At 62.3% G+C, this 23,011-nt stretch carries 25 protein-coding genes; 7 read left to right on the top strand and 18 right to left on the bottom strand.

Going from position 1 to position 23,011, the window contains the following annotated elements:
* Positions 1-56: 56 nt before the first annotated feature.
* Positions 57-605 (bottom strand): LemA family protein, encoded by a 549-nt coding sequence (locus IB262_RS15255; RefSeq protein ID WP_034801085.1) that lies wholly within the window; start codon positions 603-605, stop codon positions 57-59.
* Positions 606-852: 247 nt separating this feature from the next.
* On the opposite strand from IB262_RS15255, the gene IB262_RS15250 reads away from it, so the two are divergent.
* Positions 853-1,050, top strand: a complete 198-nt coding sequence (locus IB262_RS15250; RefSeq protein ID WP_034801082.1) for a hypothetical protein — start codon at positions 853-855, stop codon at positions 1,048-1,050.
* Here IB262_RS15250 and IB262_RS15245 read toward each other — a convergent pair.
* The 6 genes from IB262_RS15245 to IB262_RS15220 form a co-directional block, all read right to left on the bottom strand.
* A complete protein-coding gene (locus IB262_RS15245; protein WP_112975941.1) occupies positions 1,043-1,609 on the bottom strand; it encodes an AAA family ATPase in 567 nt (188 codons plus the stop codon). The genes IB262_RS15250 and IB262_RS15245 overlap by 8 nt on opposite strands.
* Positions 1,606-2,562 (bottom strand): glycine--tRNA ligase subunit alpha, encoded by a 957-nt coding sequence (locus IB262_RS15240; protein WP_060516372.1) that lies wholly within the window; start codon positions 2,560-2,562, stop codon positions 1,606-1,608. The genes IB262_RS15245 and IB262_RS15240 overlap by 4 nt, the downstream gene beginning before the upstream one ends.
* A 125-nt stretch (positions 2,563-2,687) precedes the next feature.
* Positions 2,688-2,879 carry a membrane protein gene (locus tag IB262_RS15235; RefSeq protein ID WP_034801076.1) on the bottom strand — a complete coding sequence of 64 codons (192 nt, stop codon included), beginning with the start codon at positions 2,877-2,879 and terminating at the stop codon, positions 2,688-2,690.
* A gap of 34 nt (positions 2,880-2,913) precedes the next feature.
* Positions 2,914-3,780, bottom strand: a complete 867-nt coding sequence (locus IB262_RS15230; protein WP_110818499.1) for a S49 family peptidase — start codon at positions 3,778-3,780, stop codon at positions 2,914-2,916.
* A 173-nt stretch (positions 3,781-3,953) separates the two neighbouring features.
* Positions 3,954-4,724: a tRNA1(Val) (adenine(37)-N6)-methyltransferase gene (locus tag IB262_RS15225; protein ID WP_060584101.1), complete on the bottom strand. Its 771-nt coding sequence runs from the start codon at positions 4,722-4,724 to the stop codon at positions 3,954-3,956.
* Positions 4,725-4,735: 11 nt separating this feature from the next.
* The gene (locus IB262_RS15220; protein ID WP_034801069.1) at positions 4,736-4,957 is read right to left on the bottom strand and encodes a DUF2007 domain-containing protein; all 222 of its coding nucleotides are present in this window, start codon (positions 4,955-4,957) and stop codon (positions 4,736-4,738) included.
* A gap of 107 nt (positions 4,958-5,064) precedes the next feature.
* Here IB262_RS15220 and IB262_RS15215 point away from each other — a divergent pair, with 107 nt between their 5' ends.
* The 4 genes from IB262_RS15215 to moaB all read left to right on the top strand — a co-directional run bounded on the left by IB262_RS15215 (position 5,065) and on the right by moaB (position 9,540).
* Positions 5,065-6,081: a polyprenyl synthetase family protein gene (locus IB262_RS15215; protein ID WP_034801067.1), complete on the top strand. Its 1,017-nt coding sequence runs from the start codon at positions 5,065-5,067 to the stop codon at positions 6,079-6,081.
* A gap of 160 nt (positions 6,082-6,241) precedes the next feature.
* Positions 6,242-8,077 (top strand): tetratricopeptide repeat protein, encoded by a 1,836-nt coding sequence (locus IB262_RS15210; RefSeq protein WP_060516379.1) that lies wholly within the window; start codon positions 6,242-6,244, stop codon positions 8,075-8,077.
* 7 nt (positions 8,078-8,084) lie between these two features.
* Positions 8,085-8,996: a 4-(cytidine 5'-diphospho)-2-C-methyl-D-erythritol kinase gene (locus IB262_RS15205; protein WP_192493682.1), complete on the top strand. Its 912-nt coding sequence runs from the start codon at positions 8,085-8,087 to the stop codon at positions 8,994-8,996.
* 1 nt (position 8,997) lies between these two features.
* Positions 8,998-9,540 (top strand): molybdenum cofactor biosynthesis protein B, encoded by a 543-nt coding sequence (gene moaB / locus IB262_RS15200; RefSeq protein ID WP_034801059.1) that lies wholly within the window; start codon positions 8,998-9,000, stop codon positions 9,538-9,540.
* Positions 9,541-9,833: 293 nt separating this feature from the next.
* Here moaB and IB262_RS15195 read toward each other — a convergent pair whose 3' ends face one another.
* On the bottom strand, positions 9,834-10,355 hold the full coding sequence (locus IB262_RS15195; RefSeq protein WP_060602136.1) for a hypothetical protein: 522 nt from the start codon (positions 10,353-10,355) through the stop codon (positions 9,834-9,836).
* A gap of 175 nt (positions 10,356-10,530) precedes the next feature.
* Between IB262_RS15195 and IB262_RS15190 the strand changes: the two genes are divergently transcribed.
* Together IB262_RS15190 and IB262_RS15185 are read left to right on the top strand one after the other, a co-directional pair.
* Entirely contained in the window at positions 10,531-11,688 is a 1,158-nt protein-coding gene (locus IB262_RS15190) for a PA0069 family radical SAM protein (protein ID WP_034801053.1), read from the top strand.
* 221 nt (positions 11,689-11,909) lie between these two features.
* On the top strand, positions 11,910-12,560 hold the full coding sequence (locus tag IB262_RS15185) for a ribonuclease HII (RefSeq protein ID WP_060584097.1): 651 nt from the start codon (positions 11,910-11,912) through the stop codon (positions 12,558-12,560).
* Positions 12,561-12,859: 299 nt separating this feature from the next.
* Here the strand turns inward: IB262_RS15185 and IB262_RS15180 are convergent, their stop codons facing one another.
* The 10 genes from IB262_RS15180 to IB262_RS15135 all read right to left on the bottom strand — a co-directional run bounded on the left by IB262_RS15180 (position 12,860) and on the right by IB262_RS15135 (position 22,958).
* Positions 12,860-13,345, bottom strand: a complete 486-nt coding sequence (locus IB262_RS15180) for a F0F1 ATP synthase subunit B (RefSeq protein WP_034801048.1) — start codon at positions 13,343-13,345, stop codon at positions 12,860-12,862.
* A 13-nt stretch (positions 13,346-13,358) separates the two neighbouring features.
* On the bottom strand, positions 13,359-13,976 hold the full coding sequence (locus IB262_RS15175) for a F0F1 ATP synthase subunit B (protein WP_034801046.1): 618 nt from the start codon (positions 13,974-13,976) through the stop codon (positions 13,359-13,361).
* Between the two features lie 76 nt (positions 13,977-14,052).
* A complete protein-coding gene (locus tag IB262_RS15170) occupies positions 14,053-14,280 on the bottom strand; it encodes a F0F1 ATP synthase subunit C (protein WP_025426100.1) in 228 nt (75 codons plus the stop codon).
* Positions 14,281-14,362: 82 nt separating this feature from the next.
* Positions 14,363-15,115: a F0F1 ATP synthase subunit A gene (locus IB262_RS15165; protein WP_043620932.1), complete on the bottom strand. Its 753-nt coding sequence runs from the start codon at positions 15,113-15,115 to the stop codon at positions 14,363-14,365.
* A gap of 60 nt (positions 15,116-15,175) precedes the next feature.
* The gene (locus IB262_RS15160; RefSeq protein ID WP_034801042.1) at positions 15,176-15,535 is read right to left on the bottom strand and encodes an AtpZ/AtpI family protein; all 360 of its coding nucleotides are present in this window, start codon (positions 15,533-15,535) and stop codon (positions 15,176-15,178) included.
* A gap of 300 nt (positions 15,536-15,835) precedes the next feature.
* Positions 15,836-16,957 carry a cell wall hydrolase gene (locus IB262_RS15155; RefSeq protein WP_060516388.1) on the bottom strand — a complete coding sequence of 374 codons (1,122 nt, stop codon included), beginning with the start codon at positions 16,955-16,957 and terminating at the stop codon, positions 15,836-15,838.
* A gap of 345 nt (positions 16,958-17,302) precedes the next feature.
* Positions 17,303-19,204, bottom strand: a complete 1,902-nt coding sequence (locus IB262_RS15150; RefSeq protein WP_034801041.1) for a potassium transporter Kup — start codon at positions 19,202-19,204, stop codon at positions 17,303-17,305.
* A gap of 16 nt (positions 19,205-19,220) precedes the next feature.
* Entirely contained in the window at positions 19,221-20,198 is a 978-nt protein-coding gene (locus IB262_RS15145; protein WP_112770490.1) for a magnesium transporter CorA family protein, read from the bottom strand.
* Positions 20,199-20,560: 362 nt separating this feature from the next.
* A complete protein-coding gene (locus tag IB262_RS15140) occupies positions 20,561-21,724 on the bottom strand; it encodes an Mrp/NBP35 family ATP-binding protein (RefSeq protein ID WP_034801037.1) in 1,164 nt (387 codons plus the stop codon).
* Positions 21,725-22,184: 460 nt separating this feature from the next.
* Positions 22,185-22,958: a LuxR family transcriptional regulator gene (locus IB262_RS15135; protein ID WP_051659571.1), complete on the bottom strand. Its 774-nt coding sequence runs from the start codon at positions 22,956-22,958 to the stop codon at positions 22,185-22,187.
* Between the last annotated feature and the right edge of the window lie 53 nt (positions 22,959-23,011).

Below are 23,011 nucleotides of genomic sequence, written 5' to 3'. Positions count from 1 at the left end.
TGCGAATGGCGCCGCGGCGGGATCCCGCGGCGAGGAATGTTCGGGAGGCGTGGCGGTCAGAACTTGACCTGCGGCACCGCGCGGTCGGCTTCGTTGGTGATCTCGAAATAGCCGGCTTTGACGAAGCGGAAGGCGTTGGCGATCAGGTTGGACGGGAAGCTCTCGACCTTGACGTTCAAGTCACGGGCCGCACCGTTGTAATAGCGGCGCGACATCTGGATTTCGCCCTCGATCGTTTCCAGCGAGCGCTGCAGCTCGGCGAAATTCTCGTTGGCCTTGAGGTCCGGATAAGCTTCCGCCAGCGCAAAGAGCTTGCCGAGCGCCTGGGAGAGCGCGCCTTCCGCCTGGGCCCGCCCCTCGACGTCGCCGGCTGGTACCGCCTGTGCGCGGTTGCGCATGGCGATCACCTCTTCGAACGTCGACTTCTCGTGTGCGGCGTAGCCCTTCACGGTTTCGATCAGGTTCGGGATCAGATCGGCGCGGCGCTTCAACTGCACATCGATACCGGACCACGCCTCCTCGGCGATCTGCCGCGCCTTGACGAGACCGTTATAGACGAAAACCAGATACAGAATCACGACGACGGCGATTGCCAGACCGATCATAGGGCACCCTCCAAAAACTCGCGCAGAGATTAGCATTCGCTTCTCAGCTTCAAAGCGCTTTCTGCAGCATTTGGCCAGAGAAACCTGCTCCTCCCCAATTCCCGCCTGCACCGTGAACACTGTGTTTCCCGATGCCACGCCTTTTCACGTCAAAAGACCGGCTTTCCTGTTCCATCGGGAACGGCGACCGGACCGGTGATGGGCGATAGTCGGTTCATCGAACAACACCGGAAACGAAGTGAAGACCATGAAAACGCTCGCAACTCTCATCAACGTGATCGCCTTTACGGCGCTCTTCGTTGCCTATGCGAGCGCCCATTCTCCGGAACGGCCGAGCGGTGTTCGCCGCGCTCTTCAGACCTACTCCGGTCAGGTCTATACCGGCGCCTATCCCACAATGAAGCCGTACTGCAAGAACGACGCCGGCACGACCTTCGTCATCTGACAGTTGAAGGTTCAGCGATCCGCGCCGCGATCGCCGCTGCCGCCTCATCAGCGCCGAGCGTCGTCACATCGATCTCAATCAATCGGTCGCTTCTGCCGCGCAGCAGCCGGTGCGCGCGCCGCAATCCCAGAAGAACTTCCGGATCGGTCAGCTTGTGCAGCTTGCTCCGGCCGGCGCGTGTCAGGCGCTTGACATTTTCCTCGACGTCGCAATCGATCACGACCGCAACGAAGCGAGCGCCGCGTTTTTGCGCGAGTGCGGCGCAGTCCTCGAAGGCACGCGTGTCGGTGGTATCGTCCGAGAGCGCATCGGTGAAGATGAACGACCGTTCGGCTGCCGCCCTTTCCAGGTGCTCGAACACGCTTTGGCGGACCGCCGATCGAAGCGAGCGATAAAGCGGGTCACTGCGCGCAAACAGTGCCTCGGCCGGATTGATCAGCGTGTGATTGTCGGCGAGCCCCGCGCCCAGCCTTTCAGCAAGATGGCGCGCGATCGTCAGCTTACCGGTGCCCGGCCAGCCGTTGATGTGAGCGACAAGGCCGGACGGTTCTACGCTCAAGCGGCGTCCCGGTTGAGGTTCGCGCCACCGGCGTCGGTCAACAGGAAGGCTTCGCCGCAGGCCTTGGCGAGCGTGCGCACCCTAAGGATGTAGCTCTGGCGCTCGGTGACCGAGATCACGCCGCGGGCATCGAGCAGGTTGAACACATGGCTTGCCTTGATGCACTGGTCGTAGGCTGGGAAGACGCATTTGTGCAGGTGGTTGTTGCTGTGGTCGCCCGGTGCTCCGGCAGCCAGCAACGCCTGGCACTCGGCTTCCGCATCGATGAAGTGCTGATGCAGCATCGCCGTGTTGGCGTATTCGAAATTGTAGCGCGAATATTCCTGTTCGGCCTGCAGGAAGACATCGCCATAGCTGATCTTCTCGGCACCCTCGCGACCGTTGAAGTTCAGGTCGTAGACGTTGTCGACGCCCTGCACATACATGGCGAGGCGTTCGAGACCGTAGGTCAGTTCCCCCGAAACCGGCGAGCACTCGATGCCGCAGACCTGCTGGAAGTACGTGAACTGCGACACTTCCATGCCGTCGCACCAGCACTCCCAGCCGAGACCCCAGGCGCCGAGCGTCGGGCTTTCCCAGTCATCCTCGACAAAGCGGATATCGTGCAGCAGCGGGTCGAGGCCGATCGCCTCGAGCGAGCCGAGATAGAGTTCCTGCAGGTTGGACGGGTTCGGCTTCAGGATTACCTGATACTGATAGTAGTGCTGCAGGCGGTTCGGGTTTTCGCCGTAGCGGCCGTCGGTCGGGCGACGCGACGGCTGGACGTAAGCCGCACGCCAGGGACGCGGGCCCAGCGCGCGCAGGGTCGTTGCCGGATGGAAGGTACCGGCGCCCACTTCCATGTCGTAGGGCTGCAGCACGGCGCAACCCTTGTCGGCCCAGTAATTGTGGAGTGTCAGGATCAGAGCCTGAAACGAGCGCTTCGGGTTCATATGATCAGGCAGAGTGGTCATGGATCGCGTCCGGATTTCTTCTAGAAAATGTGCCGGACAGGTGCCACGCCTGATGACAGGGGTCAAGCGCTACGGCAGCGGGCGGGCAAATAGACCGCAGCCACACTGACGCGTTCCGACCGCCCTCACTCGCCGTCGCGCTTCAGCCTGTATTCGCCGGTCTCCGGGTCCTGCACCAATGTTCCCTGCGCCCCGGTCTGCTCCTCGCGGCGAGCCTGTTCGCGCTGGCGCGTCAGCTTCTGGGCATCCGCCACGAACTTGCGATAGCCGAGCCAGAAGACGAAACCTGCGATCAGGAGCAGGATGAGTTGCGGCATTTTCCCTCCAAGGACATTTCAGGCCGGGCAGGCATCAAAGCCCGAACCGCGCCCACAATGCCCTTTCCTCGATGGCTTCGGCAAGTCCCGCCGCTGCGGAAGCGGCCATTGGCTCGACCAGAGCACCGGCAATGGCCGCGCCGCTCTGCCGGCGGCCAAAAAGGCTGCGCACCGGCTGGATGAGCTCGAGCCGCGCCTTGTCGCCATAGCGCTTCTTCACCTCGCCGCGCAGATCGCCGAGACTATCGATGATGCCGAGCTCCAGCCCGCGCCGGCCGGTCCAGAAAAGGCCGGAGAAGATATCCGGATCGTCGGCGAGCAGCTGGCCGCGACGGGCCTTGACCATCTGGATGAAGGTATCGTGGATATCGAGCTGCAGGTTCTTCAGGAATGCGATGTCGTTTTCCTTTTCCGGTTGGAACGGATCGAGCATCACCTTGTTTTCGCCAGCGGTATAGACACGCCGCTCGACGCCGATCTTCTTCAGGAGTTCCGGAAAACCGAACCCGCCGGAGACAACGCCGATCGAGCCGACGATCGAGGTCGGGTCGGCAATGATCTCGTCGCCGGCAAGCGCGATCATATAGCCGCCGGATGCGGCGACGTCCTCGACGAAGATCAGCACACGCTTTTTCTTCTCCTGGGCGAGATCACGGATGCGTTGGTAGATCAACCGCGACTGCACCGGGGAGCCGCCAGGCGAATTGACGGAGATCGCGACAGCAGGCGCGTCCTTGTTTGCGAAGGCCTTTTCGAGAAGCGGGGCCGCTGTCGCCAGGTTGAGCGCCGGCCGGAACTGACCGCCGCCGGCCATGATCGCGCCGTGGAGCCGGACGACGGGGATCGTCACACCTTCCTTGCGAAAACGCTTGGGCAACAACCGTCTCAAGAACGTCTTCATTTCAACTCCTGCCTGCTGGGACATGCCATGATTTTGAGCCGGAACGACCGGAAATCATAGACATGACCGCGTCTCATCGGCGAAAAGCGGAATGCTTCGCTCGATCGCCCGCCAGGGGCTCTTCCATGCCATGTATGCACTGATGCGGCGAACGCAATGCCGCATACGGTAAATCAGCGGCGGCGATAGGCGGCGCGGCCATTGTTGAGGTCGTCGACATGGTCTGCGAAGCGATGCCCCTCCTCGTGCATGACGAGCGGGGCGCGGAAGACCAGCCGTTTGCGGCTCTGCTTGATCGCCGTCACCAGGATGCGCACGGCGTTTTCACCGACCCGCGGATGCAGCGCCGTGATCTCGATGCCGCCAAAGCGGCGGCCGCAAGCGGCGATGATCTCGGCGATCGATTCCGGCCGAGCGATCAACGACAGTTGCCCGCCGGGCTTCATGATCGCGCCCGCCGTCTTCACCCAGATCTCGAACAGCCCGTCGCTCATCGCATGGGCCTCGGCCTTGAGCGCATCCGGAGTCTTGCGGTCCGAGGCATCGTTGAAGGGTGGGTTCATGATCACATGATCGAAGCTGTCATCCGCCAGACCCGTCGCGACACGCGCCTTGCCGGTCAGTGAAACGTCGGCCTCAACGACCGAGACGCGCGAGGAAAGACGGGCGTTTTCGGCAAGCGCCAGGCTGCGGCGGGCAAACTCCGCCATAACGGGCGAGCGCTCCACCAGCACCACTTCCGCATCGTCGATCCGCGAGGCGACGGCCATGCCGGCTGCACCCGCGCCCGCACCGAGATCGGCGACCCGGCAGGGACGATCCGATGCAACGAGCGACGCAAGCAGCATGGCGTCCATGCCGGAGCGATGCCCCTGGCCGAGTGGCTGGACGACATGGAACTTGCCGCGGTGAAATGCATCGACGGTTTCGGTCGCAGCCGGCATCGGCTCCGTGCTCAAGGGCGCAACTCCGCCTCGAGCCCGGCATCGATCAGGATCCGGCGCGCCGCGTCCGCGTCTTCCTCGGCGACCAGAAAGCGACGGGGCAAGAGGCCGAGCGAGCCCTCAAGAATGCTCATCCCCTGGTCGGCGATGAGGCTTGCGATGCCGGCATCCTTCATCAGGCTCTCGGCAAAGGAGAGCACGACGGCATCGTTGGTACGGATCAATTCCTTCATCCGGCGGTTTTTCCTGTCCTATTTCAGCAAGCGGGACAATTCGCCTCTTGCCGCACGGGACACCCCTTCCTATTGTCGAAAGCGACAATGAAAACAGGAGTCCCGGTGTGGGCGTAGTGATACCGCTGGAAGACAGCAAAAACAAACAGGCGTCCGTAAAGCCGCTCGTTGATCTGACCGCTGCGGACATGGAGCGCGTCAACCAGCTTATCCTGTCGAAGGCCGGCTCCGACGTTCAGATGATTCCCGAGGTCGCCAACCACCTGATTTCTTCGGGCGGCAAGCGTCTGCGCCCGATGCTGACGCTCGCCTCCGCTGCGATGTTCGGCTACGAGGGCGACGCCCACGTCAAGCTCGCAACCAGCGTCGAATTCATGCACACCGCGACGCTTCTCCATGACGACGTCGTTGACGAAAGCGACCTTCGCCGCGGCAAATCCACCGCACGCACGATCTGGGGCAACCAGGCAAGCGTGCTGGTCGGCGACTTCCTGCTCGGCCAGGCCTTCCGCATGATGGTCGATGTCGGCTCGCTTGACGCGCTCGACGTGCTGTCGACGGCAGCTTCGGTCATCGCCGAAGGCGAAGTGCTGCAGCTCTCCGTCGCCAAGAACATGGAAACGACCGAGGACGACTATCTCCAGGTCATCCGTGCCAAGACCGCAGCCCTTTTTGCCGCCGCCGCCGAAGTTGGGCCGATCGTAGCCCAGACCAGCAAATCGGACCGCAATGCGCTGAAATCCTACGGGATGAACCTCGGCCTCGCCTTCCAGCTCGTCGACGACGTGCTCGACTATGGCGGCTCGTCGAGCGACCTCGGCAAGAATGTCGGCGACGACTTCCGCGAGGGCAAGATCACCCTTCCTGTAATCCTCTCCTATCGCCGCGGGACGGCGGAAGACCGTGCCTTCTGGCGCGAGGCGATCGAAGGCGGCGACAGCAGCGACGCGAACCTCGACAAGGCACTCGGCCTGATCAAGCGCTATGGGGGCTTGAGCGACACCATCGCGCGCGCCCAGCATTACGGCACGATTGCCCGCGATGCGCTGGCGCCGCTGCCGGCGTCTCCCTGGAAATCGGCGCTCACCGAAGTCATCGACTTCTGCATCGATCGCGTCAGCTGACGGGCTCCGGGCAGGTCAGAACGAGCGACAGGATTTTCTTGCCGCGTTGCGCCAAAAAAGCCATTCTGTTCCTCAAGAGTTGCGTTGGGCTATATGTGGCTGACTCCGAAAACAACCCTTAGTGGTGCGAAAGCCGAGCAATCGGCGCGAAAGGTTTGACATGCGGCAAAAGACGATTCTCCGCCTCCTCAGCGGCGCAGCACTGCTGGCTCTCGCTGCTGTCAGCGGCGGCTACCAGGCATTTGCCGAGGAGAAGACCGCAGCCGTCGAGGAAACTGAGCCGTTCGACATCAAGTCGGTCAATACCTTTTCCGGCGCATTTCTCGCTGCCCGCACCGCCGATACGGACCGCGACTTCGCTTCCGCCACGGAACTCTACCGCATCGCGCTGCAGTTCGAGCCGAACAACAACGACGTCAAGCAGCGGCTGATGATCACGCTTCTGATGGCGGGCCAGTTCGACGAAGGCGCGAAGATTGCCGAGCAGCTGAAGTCCGACCCGGCCGTCGAGCGCATCACGACGGTCATTCGCGCAATCGAGGCGATCCGCAAGCGCGAGTATCGCAACGCACAGAAGCTTCTGAACTACCAGGGTCCGAACGATCTCGACCGCCTGATGAACGGCCTGCTTTCGGCCTGGGCGAAATTCGGCCAGGGCAAGCCGAAGGAAGCACTCGCCGAGATCAACGGCCTTGACGGTCCTGAATGGTTCCGCGTGTTCAAGAACTATCACGCGGGCGCGATCGCGGTTGCTGCGGGTGACAAGCAGACGGCGCGCACCAGGCTCAACGATGCCATTCTCGACCGCGAGGGCGGAAGTGCCGCTCCGGACACCTTCATGCGCGCGGTCGAAGCGCTTGCCCGTTTCGAGGCGCGCGAAGGCAACAAACAGAAGGCGCTCGATACCGTCGCCGTCGGCGAAAACATGGTCAACAACTACACGCCGCTGCAGGCGCTGAGGACCGATATCGAGAACGGTGTTCCGCAGGAACAGCAGGTCAAGAACGCCACCCAGGGCGCTGCGGCCGTGCTCTTTTCGATCGGTGCGGCACTCAACCGCGACGGCGCCGAGGACATCGTCTCGCTCTACCTGCAGACCGCGCGCCGGCTCGACCCTGACAGCGCCGACATCCTGGTCATGCTCGGCGGCATCGCCGAAAACCTGAAGAAACCGAACGAGGCGATCGAACTCTACAAGGCCATTCCCGAGACCTCGCCGATGCGGCGCGTTTCGGAACTACAGCTCGGGCTCAGCCTCGCCAGCATCGGCAAGGTCGACGAGGCGAAGAAGCACCTGAAGGCGCTCATCGACGTCGATCCGAAGAACATCCGCAACTATCTCGCCTATGGCAGCGTGCTTTCCGACGCCAAGGACTACAAGGAGATGGGCGAACTCTACGATCGCGCCGTCGAACAGATCGGCTCCGTGCCGAAGCGCAGCGACTGGACCGTGTTCTTCCAGCGCGGCATCGCCTATGAGCGCCAGAAGCTCTGGGACAAGGCCGAGCCGAACTTCCGCAAGGCGCTGGAGCTCAATCCGGACCAGCCGCAGGTGTTGAACTATCTCGGCTATTCCTGGGTCGACATGAACATCAACCTCGAAGAGGGCCTGGAGATGATCCGCAAGGCCGTCGAGTTGAAGCCGGATGACGGCTATATCGTCGATTCCCTCGGCTGGGCCTATTTCCGCATGAACCGCTTCGACGACGCAGTCGTGGAACTGGAGAAGGCAGCCGAACTGATGGCCGGCGACCCGACGATCAACGATCACCTTGGCGACGCCTACTGGCGCGTTGGCCGCAAGCTCGAAGCCGTGTTCCAGTGGACGCAGACGCTCGAACTGAAGCCCGAGGAAGCCGAGATCCCGAAGATCAAGGCAAAGATCGAGAACGGCTTGCCGCCGCTCAAGGAAACGGTCCCCGCCTCCGCCGATGCCAAGGAAACCGCTCCGAAGAAGGTGACCCCGGAAGCACCGGCGCCGGACAAGAAGTCCTGATCGTTCCATGTCGGAAGGTGACATCGCGGGCTTCGCGCTGACGCGCGCAGCCCCCGCCAAGATCAATCTGGCCCTTCACGTCGTCGGCCAGCGCGCCGACGGCCACCATCTTCTCGAAAGTCTCGTCACTTTTGCCGATCGCGGCGATCGCATCGGTCTCTCGCCGGCGGATGCGGATCGCTTCACGGTTTCGGGCGCGTTTGCCGCCGCGCTGCCGATGGATGCCGGCGCGGGCGGCAACCTGGTTCTGAAGGCACGGGACCTGCTGCGCGCCGAACTGCAGGCAGTTGACCGCGACACGGCCGGGCCGGTCCACCTGCATCTCGAGAAGAACCTGCCGCTCGCCTCGGGCATTGGCGGCGGATCCGCGGATGCGGCGGCGACGCTTCTTGGGCTTCTCGATCTTTGGGGCGCGACGATCGAACCCTCCCGCCTCGGCGCCATCGCGCTGCAGCTCGGGGCGGACGTGCCGATGTGTCTTGCCGGCACGCCACTGCTCGCGAAGGGGATCGGCGAGGACATTACGCCGCTTGCGGATTTCCCCGCGCTGCCGGTCGTGCTGGTGAATCCGCTCGTCGCCGTCTCGACTCCGGTTGTCTTCCGGGCCCTCGCCAACAAGACGAACCCGACGCTCGTTGCGCCTCACAGAGCCGGTACGGCGGCCGAGTGGATTTCTGCCATCGCCACGATGCGCAACGATTTGCAGCTGCCGGCAGAGGGCCTTGAGCCCGTGATCGGCACGGTCCGCAAGGCATTGACCGAAGCCGGAACGGCGCTCACGCGCATGTCGGGCTCGGGCGCCACATGCTTCGGCCTTTTCGACAGCGACGTGCGCGCGGCTGCGACAGCGCGCGCTCTTTCGGAGGCCTACCCCGGGTGGTACGTTCTCGCCTGCAGGACAGTGGGCAAAGGGAAATAGCATGGCCGGCATCGACGAAAAGCGTCCGTTCATTCCTGTCGGGATCGCCATCCTCACGGTCTCCGACACGCGCACGCGCGCCGACGACAAGTCGGGCGACACGTTGGAAGCGCGGGTGCGTGACGCCGGCCATCGGCTTGAGGCGCGCGCCATCGTTTCCGACGACAAGACGAAGATCTACGACCAGGTGAAGGCCTGGACGCTCGATCCCAACATCGACGTGGTGATCACGACAGGTGGAACGGGCTTCACCGGGCGGGACGTGACGCCCGAGGCGCTGGAACCGTTGTTCGAGAAGCGCATGGACGGGTTCTCCGAAGTCTTCCACCGTATCTCCTTCGAGAAGATCGGCACCTCGACGATCCAGTCGCGGGCAACTGGCGGCGTTGCCAACGCCACCTTCATCTTCGTCCTTCCGGGTTCGCCCGGTGCCTGCCGTGATGCGTGGGACGGCATCCTCAAGCAACAGCTCGACTATCGGCACATGCCCTGCAATTTCGTGGAGATCATGCCGCGGCTCGACGAGCATCTGAAACGTGGCTGAAGAGCTTGGACCGTTCCGGCTTGGCCGACCTGTTACCTTAGTAACTGACGGTCGCTTCTCCTCTCGTTAGTCTCCAAGCGTTGACACAGCGAGGAACGACCGCCGCACGTTCTATTCCTCGCGCCGCCAGACCCTTCCGCCTCTGTCCCCCAGGCGGAATGCAATGTTGGATACGACGGGCAGCCAGAATGCTGCCCGGATAGAAATCTACCAAACAAGGTCATTTGAGAGCCGCTTGGAGGTGCCGTCCCCCCGGGACTGGCACCTTTAATTTTGCGCGCTACGAACCGGCGTTACCGCCTGGCTTCGACGGCGACCCAGGCCGGAACAAGTTCGGTCGAGAGCTTGCGGACAGAGCGGACATTCGTCATGGCATCCAGGCCCGTATTGCCGCGGGCGGCCGCAAGAGCATCGTTCTTGCGCAGGAGAAAGCCTGTCTCCAGCGGCTTTCCCCGCCGGGTCAGCCGGCGGAAGAAAGGCCTGCGATGCAGTCTCGAACCGGAGAAGCGGGCCGGTGCCTTGTTCATCGACACGTACTCGGCCAGTTCATCGATCCAGCGGCCGATCGGGCGGGCGCCCGGCTCCAGCAACATCAGCCATTCGCCACGCGCCGAACCCACCACATCGGCGAGATTCCAATCCCGGCAGAAACGGCATCCAGCGGCATCGGCCACATCGGACGAACCATCCTTCGAACCGTGATCGAGGATGATCACATCGCTGACCAGCCCCTCCACCGCGCCGGCAACCAACACAGCAAGCGTCTGCGCCAGTTCGGCTTCGTTGTCGCGGGTTTCCATAATGATCGTGAGCATGGTTTCTCGTAACGCATCGGCACGGCAATTGCTACATCCAGGACATCGACCGAAGCGGTGCCTTGATCGACAAAACCGAAATTGCAATTTTTTGTTCTTGAATTGTTCCCTCATTCGCGATAGGAAAATAATCAGAACAAAACGGGATCAAATATCTGATTCCGGGGAGATTCCAATGACCGAGCTGTCTCAGATCAGGCAGGGTGCTCTTGCGCCCGCCAACACGGCAGATGTGGCCGAAGCGATGATGAGCGCAACGGGCCTCCGGATCGACATCGATCGCCGCCGGGGGCGCGGCGCCGGGATCAACATGTCCGGCAGGTTCGAACCGCGCAGCCGCGAGACGTTCGACGACGGTTGGGAAAGCCTGGAGGATCTGCCGCCGTTCAAGACCGAGGTTCAGGTCGAGAAGCCGCGCACGGTGATCACGAGGAACGAGTCTCCCGACATCTCCTTCGACCGCTCGATCAATCCCTATCGCGGCTGCGAGCATGGTTGCATCTATTGCTTTGCCCGCCCCACGCACGCGTATATGGGCCTATCGGCCGGCCTCGACTTCGAAGCAAAACTGTTTGCCAAGCCGGATGCACCGCGACTTCTGGAGCGCGAACTGGCGCGGCAGGACTACAAGGTGAGGCCGATCGCCATCGGCACCAACACCGACCCCTATCAGCCGATCGAGAAGGAGTGGCGCATCATGCGCCAGATCCTCGAGGTGCTGCGGGACGCCAACCATCCGGTCATGATCGTCACCAAATCAGCGATGGTCACCCGCGATATCGATATCCTGGCGCCGATGGCGGAAAAGGGACTGGTGCGCGTCGGGATCTCCGTCACGACACTCGACCGGAAGCTCGCCCGCACGATGGAGCCGCGCGCCTCGACCCCGAGCAAGCGGCTGGAGGCGATACGCATGCTTGCCGAAGCCGGCATCCCGGCCGGTGTTCTCGTTTCCCCTATCATTCCGGCGCTGAATGACCACGAGATCGAGCGCGTGCTCGAAGGCGCAAGGACAGCCGGCGCGACCGAAGCGAGCTATGTCCTCTTGCGGCTGCCGCTCGAGGTCAGCCCGCTCTTTCGCGACTGGCTGCTGCGCAATTATCCGGACCGCTACCGGCACGTCATGTCGCTCATCCGCTCCATGCGTGGCGGCAAGGACTATGACGCCGAATTCGGCAAGCGCATGAAGGGCGCCGGCCCCTATGCGTGGCAGATTGGCCGCCGCTTCGACCTGGCGGTCAAGCGCCTCGGCTTCAACCCGACGCGCCGGCAGCTGCGCGACGATCTCTTCGTGCCGCCGCTCGGAACGGGGGTGCAGCTCTCGCTTCTTTGAAGGCTTTCCGGTCGCCTGGGTAGCCATCCCGCAATTTCGTAATCGGCGCGCGGCGAGAGATGATCGCCCCGCACCGCCAGGCGAACCCGATAGCGGGCGCCTCAGATTGCATAGCAGTTCCGGTGCCCCTTACCCGCCGTGGGCCCCGGTAATCCCCCGTCCGCCGCCGCACTCGGACCTGGGGGCTTGAAGAGAATCGGTCGATCATGCGAATTAGACTTATGTCTCGCAGATCGTCCGATTCTCCCCTTTTTCCCGATATCATCGAAGCGCCCGATTTCAATTTCGAGCTTTCGGCCAAGGGCGATGGCTTCTGGCCGGTCGCCGGAGCGGATGAGGCCGGGCGTGGGCCGCTCGCGGGACCGGTGGTCGCCGCCGCCGTCATCCTCGATCCGGACGCCATTCCCGCAGGCCTCGACGACAGCAAGAAGCTGACGGCGCAGGCGCGCGAAAAACTGTTCGAAGAAATCCTCGCCACGTCCGAAGTGTCGATCGCCTCGGCTTCGGCCGGCACGATCGACGCCACCGACATCCGCAAGGCAAGCCTTGAAGCCATGCGACGCGCCGTGGCCGGCCTGCCCTCGAACGCACGCTTCGTGCTCGTCGACGGCCGTGACGTGCCGCCCGGCCTCACCTGCCACGCCAAGGCGGTCGTCAAGGGCGATGCGCGGTCGCTGTCGATCGCCGCCGCTTCGATCGTCGCCAAGGTCACCCGCGACCGCATGATGGCCCGTGCCGATCTCGCACATCCCGGCTACGGCTTCGCGCTCCATGCCGGCTATGCGACGGTGACCCACCGTCGCGCCATCGAGACCCACGGCCCCTGCCCGCTGCACCGCATGAGCTTCCGGCCGCTGCGCCGGGACGACTAACCTTTGCGCAATCCCTGACCAGCGCTACGCAGGCGTTGTCGGTTCCGCTTCCGACATATCTCGTCAACAGCTTTTCTCGCGTCAAAAGCCATACCGGCGGCGCGCATGCTGACGTGCGCCACGCTAGCTCTTGAACACTGGTCCTACTTCGGCGGCCAAACCTGATGTGGCGAAACGCCTACGCAAATCTCTGACGGAGGCTGGCACCACCCATTGTTCGGGCCAACGCGGTCTCTGCAGACAGGCATAAAAAAAGCCCCGCACGAAGCGGGGCTTTCTCCAATCGAATGTCCGAGCGCTTAGTTCAAGCGTGCCTTGACGTCGCCAAGTGCCTTCTTGAACAGATCGCTCTGGGCGCCGGCGTCGGCCTTGGCGGCAATGACCTTCTCGGCAGCGGCGATCGCGAGATCGACGGCAGCGGAACGAACCGCGTTGATCGCGTCGCTTTCGGCCTGCTTGATCTTCTGTTCCGAAAGAGCCGTGCGACGAACGACGTATTCCTCGGTCTTCTGCTTGGCTTCCGCGGTCAGCATTTCGGCTTCGCGCTGGGCGGCAGCGACGATGCCAGCAGCTTCCGCTTCGGCATCCTTGCGCTTGCGCTGGTATTCAGCGACGAGGCCCTGTGCTTCTTCGCGCAGGCGCTTGGCTTCGGTCAACTCGTTGCCGATCTTTTCGGCGCGGGCGTCGAGCGCCTTGCCGACCATGCCCGGAACCTTGAGATAGGCAATCAGGACGAAGAACAGGATCAGGCCAACGAAGGCATAGAAAGTTGCATCAAGATGCATAGTTCAGTGCTCCTCAGTTGCCAGCCGATGCCTTGACGGCAGCGGTGATCTCGGCCTTGGTGACGGTTCCGCCGATCAGCTGCTTGACGACAGCCGTTGCGGTTTCCTCGGCGATGGCGCCGACGTCGGCCAGTGCCTTTGCCTTGATGTCGGCGATGCGGTCTTCTGCAGCCGAGATCTTCTTGGCAAGGTCGGCTTCGACGGCGGTGCGGTCAGCATTGGCCTTGGCCTTTGCGGATTCGCGGGCGTCGTCGGCGATCTTGTGACCCTTGGACTTGGCGGCTGCCAGGTCCTGCTCGTAGGAAGCGATGGCAGCGTCGGCTTCGCCCTTGAGGCGGGACGCTTCATCGAGATCCTGAGCGATCCGATCGTGACGGGTTTCCAGAATTCCGCCGATGCGCGGAATGATGACCTTCGACATCAGGAGATAGAAGAGGCCGAACGTGATCGCGAGCCAAAGCAGCTGCGATGCGAAATGGGTCGTATCGAAGGGCGGGAACACGCCGGAGCCAGCCTCGCCTTCGTGAGCCACACCCGTTTCGGTGTGCACCTCACCGGCCGCAGCGGCATCGTGTGCTTCGGCGCCTTCAGTGGTGGTTGACTGCTGGGCATAAGCCGCGGTCACAAACATGCTCACCTCCAGGTGCACTCAAGAATATGCGCGGCCGCGACCTTTTGACGGGTCGCGGCCGAAACTCCAGCCGATATTAGACGGCGAAGAGGAGGAGCAGGGCTACGAGCAGCGAGAAGATGCCCAGAGCTTCCGTAACGGCGAAGCCGAATACGAGGCGGCCGAACTGGCCGTCAGCAGCCGACGGGTTACGCAGCGCGCCAGAGAGGTAGCTGCCGAAGATGTTGCCGAGGCCGAGAGCCGTGCCGGCCATGCCGAGGCAAGCGAGACCTGCGCCGATGTACTTTGCTGCTTCCGCTTCCATGTTTGAACTCCTTCGAATGGTGTTGCGGCTTAGGATTGCGCTTCCGGCGGAGGTCCGGCCGGAAGCAAGCGACTGTTATTCCTTAGTGGCTTCCGGGATGGACAGCGTCGTTGAGGTACATGCAAGTCAGTACCGCGAAGACATAGGCCTGGAGGAAGCAGACGAGGAACTCAAGACCGGTAATGGCGACGGTCATGATGAGCGGCAGGATGGCGCCACCGATGCCGACCGCGCCGAGGGCGCTGAGCGAGGTGACGAAGCCTGCGAAGACCTTCAGCGTGATGTGGCCGGCCAGCATGTTGGCGAAAAGACGGACCGAGAGGCTGATGGGGCGGGAAAGGAACGAGATGACTTCGATCGCGACGACGAGCGGCAGAAGGACGCCAGGAACGCCATGCGGCACGAAGAGCTTCAGGAAGCCGAGACCGTGCTTGTAGAAACCGTAGAGAATGACGGTACCGATGACGAACAGCGCCAAAGCGAAAGTGACGATGATCTGGCTGGTGACCGTGAAGAAGTAGGGCATCATGCCGAGCAGGTTCGCCGTCAGGATGAACATGAACAGCGAGAACACCATCGGGAAGAACTTCATGCCGCCGCTGCCGGCACCTTCGCGCAGCATCGAGGCGATGAATTCGTAGGACATTTCCGAGACCGACTGCATGCGGGTCGGGATAAGACCGCGCTGCGACGTCGTCAGATAAAGAAAGCCTGCGGCAACACCCACGGTCGCAACCATGAACAGCGACGCATTGGTGAAGGAAAAGTCCATTCCGCCAATTTCGATCGGGACAATCTTATTGACCAAGAACTGGTGGGTCGGATCGTTTGACACCGCGCTTCTCTTTCGTTCTACCCGCCCGAGAGCGGAAACCGTTTTCTTCGGGGCAACGCCTCAGCGGGCGTCGCCGTCCTTCTTGTCATTCCCAGAACCGCCTCTTCCGGCTTCCGGTGTCGCCACCATACCGGCCGAGCGCAGCACATTCAGCACGCCAGCGCAGAAGCCGAGAAGCAGGAAGATAATCAATCCCCACGGCCCTGTACCCGCAAAGTGGTCCAAAAGATAGCCCAGAAACGCCCCGACAACGATGCCGGCGATGAACTCGCTCGAGAGCTTCATCGCCGCCGCATAACCTTTACGGCTTTCGGCGGCCCTGGCTTCCGCTACATCAGGCGTATTGGGCCTCTTGGCCTCAATCTTGTCGCCGAGCTGCTTCAGCCGCGCTTCCAGACTTTCTTCAGGTTTCTCCGCCACGTGGCTACTCCCTTGTCGTCCTTATCGGGTCTCAGACCGCGATTTCGGTCATACAATAGGCCTTCGCACAAGCCACGTTTCGGCCCCATTTGAAGTCGCGCGCAACATAGTTTTAGGCACCCGCATAGTCAAGGCGTGCAGGTCGCTTGATCGTGGACAATGTTTTCCATGAAATTCAATGGGTTAAGCACACGTTCATCGATCTTCGACAAGGTCGCCGCAGGATTCCGGCCGGAGACCGGCGGGAATCCCCCTTCCGCGTGTGCGCAGGAAAGGCGGCGGAATCGCGTCGGGCGCGGATCAGCTCCAGCCGCCGCCATAGGTGCGATAGAATATATGCATGCCGATCTTGCCGACCCGCTTCATCGTCTTCGCCCACGGCGGATTGACGTAGGTTGCGTGGTAATGGGTGGCAGAGCCCACTTCCGGCAGCCAGATCTTGCCGGCGGTGACGGCCATGGCGACTTCCTTGGCGGTCTTCCAGTGCGAGCGGGAATAAATAAGGTCGCGTATCATGTCGCAGGCGAAGGAAAACTGGCAACGGTTGCGCCAGGCCTTGTTCTGATAAACAACGCCGCAGATGGTCTTCGGATAGGTGGGATTGCGCACGCGATTGAGAATCACTTGCGCGACCGCGGCCTGACCCTTGAGCGGCTCGCTACGGGCTTCGAAGTAGATGCCTTCGGCCAGGCAGGTCTGCTCTTCCTTGCTGAAGACCGACCCCGGCAATGCGGTGGCGGCCCAGGCGTGGTCGTCCGGCGCAATCTCGGGAATGAAGCGACCGGCGTTCCTGTCTTCGCGCAGGATCGAATCGAAGGGCGATTCACGCGCGTAGTCCGGCTCGGGCCGGACGTAAGCAGTCGCAAGAATGTCGGGGCGATCATTGGTAACGAGCTTGGCCAGCATCGGCGAAACGCCGGGCTCCGCCTTTGGCGGCGTCTTCCGGTAGAAGGCGGTGGCGATCTCGATCTCCTTGCCTTCGATGCGGGACTTGGCGAAGACCATCTTCTCCCCCTCCCCCAGGCTTGGCTCCATCAGGGAGCTGGTGCGCTGCAGGATGGAGCCGGCGGAGAAATCCTTCGGCGGCGTTACCGGGGTCACGGCGACGACGCGGCCCTTCTTGGCCTGACGGTTGACGCGGTCTTCGTCGGGCGTGCCCGAATGTTTGGTTTCCGCGGTCAGCGCGACGCGGCTGCCGTCCGGCATGGTGATGCCGGCGCCGCCGTCAAGCGCGCCCGTGGTGACCGGATCGGCAAACACCATTTCGGCTTCGTGGATCGAGCCGGCCGGCGACGGCGTCATATACATGCGCCAGCGCTCGCCGCCCCGGTTGATGCCGGACAGGAAGGTCGCGAGGTCGGCATAGGCCGCAGACGAGGGAAAGCCGAGATAAAGCGCAAGGCCGATGATCGCGGGCGCCATCCAGGCGGACGGGTTCAGGCGAGACTTTATACGCAGGTTCCGACTCTTACGCACCAACCGACTCCACGCAACGCTATCAGGCGGCACGGCTTCGCCCGCGCCGGCTATGCGCCAGCGTCGAGAATTCCGCGCGGGAAGATTAGACAATCAAGCAACCGGACACTTCGCCGGGACTGCTCCGTTCGTGCTTTGAAAATGAAGCATTAACCTTGATGTTTGGTTAATGCGCGATCGCTGAAAGGTGGATGCCCCCACAACGCAACGAAGCCGCCTCCCCATCGGAAGGCGGCTTCGTCGCGTTGTATATCCGGCCCATCTCGCGCCCGGCCAAGGACCGGGCGAACGTCAGATGATCACGTGCGAGCCGAGTTCGACCACGCGGTTGGTCGGCAGGCGGAAGTAGTCCGATGGATCGATTGCCGCATTCGCAAGCGCGATGAACAACCGGTCCTGCCAGTGCGGCATGCCGCTCTCGGCATCGGGCACGAGCTTGCGGCGGCCGAGATAGAAGGACGTCGACATGATGTCGAACTTCAGGCCCGACTTGCGGAAGAGACCGAGCGCCTGCGAGACGTTCTGCGTTTCCATGAAGCCGAAGCGCATTTCGAGCAATGTGAACCGGTCCGACAACGGCTGCATGCTCACCCGTTCCGACTTCGGCACCTTCGGCGTATTGGCCGTGCGGATCGTCAGGATGAAGTTCTGATTGTGCAGCACGTGGTTGTGCTTGATGTTGTGGAGCAGTGCGGCCGGCGTCGATTCCGGATCGCTCGTCAGGAACACGGCGGTTCCGGGCACGGCCACCGGCGCATGTTCGCTCTTGCGCTCGATCGACTTGATGAAGCTCGCCAGCGGTATGTCGATGTGGCGGGTCTTGGCGTGCAGGATTTCGGTGCCGCGCCGCCAGGTCCACATGATGATGATGAAGGTGGCGGCGATCAGCACCGGAACGTAGCCGCCGTCGTGGATCTTCAGCATGTTGGCGCCGAGGAAGATGAACTCCAGCGCGAAGAGCGGCAACAGCACAGCGGCGGCCGCAAGCGCCGACCAGTTCCAGCGCATGCGCAGGAACTCGAAGGAAAGCACCGTCGTCACCACCATCGCGCCGGTCACCGAGATGCCGTAGGCGGTCGCCAGCGATTCGGACGAACCGAAGACGAAGACCAGCGCCATGACGCCGAACATCAGGAGCGTGTTGACGTTCGGCAGGTAGATCTGGCCCGTATGGGTCTCGGACGTATGGAAGATCGCCATGCGCGGCAGGAAGCCGAGGTGGATCGCCTGGCGCGTCAGCGAGAAGGCACCGGTTATCACCGCCTGGCTGGCGATGATGGTTGCCGCCGTCGCCAGAATGACCACTGGCAGCAGTGCCCATTTCGGGAACATCAGGAAGAACGGGTCGGACATCGCTTCCGGGTTCTTCAGGACGAAGGCGCCCTGGCCGAGATAATTGAGGGTCAATGCCGGAAAGACGATCAGGAACCAGGCCCACTGGATCGGCCGGCGGCCGAAATGGCCAAGGTCGGCGTAGAGCGCCTCTGCACCGGTCACCGTCAGGAAGACGGCGCCGAGCACGATGATGCCGACATAGCCTTCGCTGAGCATGAAGCTCACGGCGTAGTAGGGATTGAAGGCCTTGAAGATCGATAAGTCGTCGGAGATGTGCACGAAACCGATGCCGCCCATCACCAGGAACCAGACGAGCGTGATCGGACCGAAGAAGTTCGAGACCGCCGCGGTTCCCTTCGACTGCACCGCAAAGAGCATCAACAGGATGACCACCGCGATCGGCACGACATATTCCGACAGCGCCGGCGTCACCAGCTTCAGACCTTCGACCGCTGAAAGAACCGACAGCGCCGGCGTGATCATCGCGTCGCCGATAAAGAGCGCGGCACCGGCGATGCCCATGAAGAAGAGGATGGCGGCGTGGCCGTTGGCGGACTTCATCAACAGGGCAAGCAGCGACAGCGTACCGCCCTCTCCCTGGTTGTCAGCGCGCAGAAGAAACAGCACGTATTTGATCGTGACGATGATCGTCAGCGTCCAGATCATCAGCGAGATCAGGCCGATGATCTCCGCATCGGTCACACCGTCATGGGAAACCGGGCGCAACGCTTCGCGAAAGGCATAGAGCGGGCTGGTGCCGATATCGCCATAGACGACACCGATCGAACCAAGCCCGAGGACCAGCAGACGGCGCAGGTCCTTCGGCTCATGAGTGGAAGGGGCATGCGATTGGGTCATGCAAACCTACTGGCGTTCAAAGCCAGCCTTTCCAGCGGAAAAAGAAAAAGGGGATCACGGCCGATATCACCATCGCCGCGATCGCCCAGGGATAACCGAATTGCCATTCCAGCTCGGGCATGACGCGGAAGTTCATGCCGTAGACCGAGGCGACCAGCGTCGGTGGCAGAAGCACGACCGACGCGATCGAGAAGATCTTGATGATGGCGTTCTGCTCGACGTTGATCAGGCCGAGCGATGCATCGAGCAGGAAGGTAATGTTGCCGGAAATGAACCCGGCATGTTCGGACAGCGATTGGATGTCGCGCGAAATCGAGCGGCAGAGTTCGCGCGTTTCCTTGTCGTCCTGCACCTGCGGAACGGTGTAGACGAATGTCAGCAGGCGCGAGAGCGAGGCGAGGCTGTCGCGGGTCTTGGCGACCAGACGATGATGCCCGGCAACGTCGCGCAGGCGCGCCTCGAGAAAATGCGGCGGGCGGCGCTTGCCGGCAGCCTTGTCGCCGAAGACGGCGATCGACAGATCGTCGATCTTGGTCACGGCCTCTTCGAGAATTTCGGCGGTCCGGTCGGCGATCGTTTCCAGGAGCCGGGTCAGAACCACCGCGCCGTCTCGGCAATTTCCGGGGAAGCGGTGCATCGACGCCTTGAAGAGGGCGAAAGATCGGGGCTCGGCATAGCGGATGGTGACGAGCCGGCTACCCGCCAGGATAAAGCCGATGTCAGTCAGGCCGGGTATCTCCGTGTCCGAACGAAACACCAGTGACGCCGTCATGAACACGGCGCTCTCCTCGATATAGAGACGGCTCGAAGGCTCGATGTCCTTGAGGTCGTCGCGCGTCGGGATGGAAATGCCGAGCAGCTTTTCCATCATCAGATCTTCCGCCTTGTTCGGCTCGACCAGATCCAGCCAGATGAGGTCCGAACGCAAGCTCTCGGGCGGGTCGGCGGGCGTCAGGACGACGGCCGTGCCATCGGCGCAATAGCCGGTGATCATGCGAGCGTCCTCGTCATGCCAACCTTAGGGTCGAATGGAAGAGGCGAAAGATCGTGCGCCACAAAATACCCACAATAGAGATCCATCGGATGGGACGTTCCGCCAGTCAGGACAAAGTCTTCAACTCAGTCATCGCGAGAGGCCAAGATCTCGGGCGAGAGGGCGTCAAGTTGGGCACCTTCGCAAGTGCGGCAAGGCATATGGCGCAACGCAAACGCAAAATCAATGCCCTCTTGCAATCCGGCACGCGGGCATGCGCCGCCAGTTCGGCGCCACCCTATAGCATGTTTGCTTAAATCAAAACCGAATCAAGGGCAAAACGATTCGTGCCCGACAGCCGGGCAGAACCGCTTCGAGACAAACTACTCGAACACGATGTTCGGCGCGGCGCGGCTCTTGTCCTGCTGCGTGGCCGATACCTGTTCCCAGACCTTTGTCGCGATATCGCGGTAGACGCGCGCGACCTCGCCTGCCGGGTCGGAGGCGACCAGCGGCGTTCCTGCATCCGACGTCTCGCGAATTCCCATCGTCAGCGGCACTTCGCCGAGGAAGGGCACGCCGATGCGTTCTGCCTCCTTGCGGGCGCCGCCGTGCCCGAAGATGTCGTAGCGGTTTCCGGTGTCGGGCGCGACGAAGTAGCTCATGTTCTCGACGATGCCGAGCACCGGGACTTCCACCTTGCGGAACATGGCAAGGCCCTTGCGCGCATCGATCAGCGCCAGGTCCTGCGGCGTCGAGACGATGACGGCACCGGCAAGCGGCACCTGCTGGGCCATGGTGAGCTGGGCGTCGCCCGTGCCCGGCGGCATGTCGACGACGAGCACGTCAAGATCGCCCCAGGCGACCTCGCGCAACATCTGCAGAAGCGCCGACTGGATCATCGGTCCGCGCCAGATCATCGCCACTTCCTCATCGACGAGGAAACCCATGGACATGACCTTGAGGCCGTAATTTTCCATCGGGCGGATGAGCCGGCCCTCGATCTGCTGCGGCCGGCCGGAAATCTTCAGGAGCCGCGGCATCGAGGGGCCGTAGATATCGGCATCGAGCAGACCGACTTTCAGGCCGTTTGCCTGGAGTGCCAGCGCCAGATTGACCGACGTGGTCGACTTGCCGACACCGCCCTTGCCCGAAGCGACGGCGATAATCGCGCCGACGCCGGGGATCCCCGCCTTGGCGGGCGGTCCGCCAGCCGGACGCGGGGCGTGGGAGTGGCCTGCATGGGACGGTGCCTGCGGCTGCGGGCGCTGCACCGGCGCGCTGCCTGCGGCTGCCTTGCGGTCGGCCGTCAGAGCGACCATTGCCGCGGTGATCCCGGGAATGTCACGCACCACGCGCTCGGCTGCAGCCCGCATCGGCTCCAGCTCCTTGGCGCGTTCGGCCGGCACGGTGATCGAGAAATAGGCCTTGCCGTCGGAGATGAAGACATCAGACACGAGCCCGAGGTCGACGATATTGCCTTCCATGCCCGGGCCACGCACCGTGCGCAACTTTTCGAGCACTACTTCTTTCGTGACTTCCGGCATCGCGCCCTCTCATTCTTTTGTTATCTCTTAGATAGTCGAGGCGGGGCGCTTCGCCAATGCGACATATCGGAAAAAGGAAGGGCCACCACCCGCCTCGGTGTCCGTACATCCGGGATCACCTTTAAGGCGGGCAGTGGCCCTTTCGGTCGCGACCTTCTTGGGCGCTGTCTTCTTTTTAGTCCCCTCTGGACATGCCAATAGAAATGCAGGATGCGTGCCAGTTTCAGATCTGGCGGAAATAGGCAGCAATTTCAAAAAGATAATCTCGACCGCCATTCATCGGCCGGCGATGGCATATGCCCAGTTTCTGAGCAACCGTCTGCAAATCGTCCAAGGATGGAGCAGATCGCCCAGATGACGGAACCTTGGCGACAGCATGCCGGGCTTCCCCAAGCTTCTTTCGATCGCATCAGGTCGAGGACATTCAGGAAGAGGCTTGCGGCGCAGGGCCGACTTGGGGCTAGCTGATGTAGCCCTTCTTCATCGCCTTCACGACCGCCTGAGTGCGGTTGACGGCATCGAGCTTCTTGGTCACGTGGTTGAGGTAGTGGTTGACCGTATGCTCGGAGAGCCCGAGGATGCCGGCGATCTCGGCGCTGGTCTTTCCGGCAGCCGTCCAGCTCAAACACTGGATCTCGCGCTCCGAAAGTGCTGCGCCGCTGCTCTTCCACACGGAGCCGATTTCGGCGAGGCGGTTATAGACATGGATTGCAATCATCTGCAGTTCCATGGTGACGGTCATCGGCAGTTCGACCAGCGGGCCCATCAGGATGACAGCGCCGCGGCCGCCCTCGGCGTCATGAACCGGGAAGTAGCTTGCCTGGAAGATACCGTTTTCGCGCAGCATCTCGATGTATTCGGCCGCCGATTCCGGTTTGCCGCCCTCTCCCTCCCAGGCTGCAAGCGTCACCTGGAACGGCGTCGTCGTCTCGCGCAGGCGGCGCACGCCGGTGCTGAAGCGCAGCATCGACAGGCTGTCATACTTGTTCAGCAGCTCGGCCGGCATGTTGGAGATGACGGTGCTCGCGGCGAGGCGCTCCACGTCGATCGAGGGGATCGAGCAGATCAGAAACGTCTTGAAGCCAAAAACCTGCGTGATCCGCCGCATATAGCGGATGATATCGAACTGGGTCTCAAGCTTTGCGATCTCGGACGCGAAATCGCCGCCCCGGGGCAGATCTGCGTCAGTCATCCCGGTCGTCATCGTATCCTGCATTCGCGCGTTCCATGGCATTCATCACGTATCAAATAGACCGAGCCGCCTGCCAATGCCAACAGATGATCGAA

Source organism: Ensifer sp. ENS02, from assembly GCF_014851885.1.
GTDB lineage: Bacteria > Pseudomonadota > Alphaproteobacteria > Rhizobiales > Rhizobiaceae > Ensifer > Ensifer adhaerens.
Note: the sequence above shows the minus strand (reverse complement) of the source record. Positions and strands in the feature narration are given on the sequence as shown.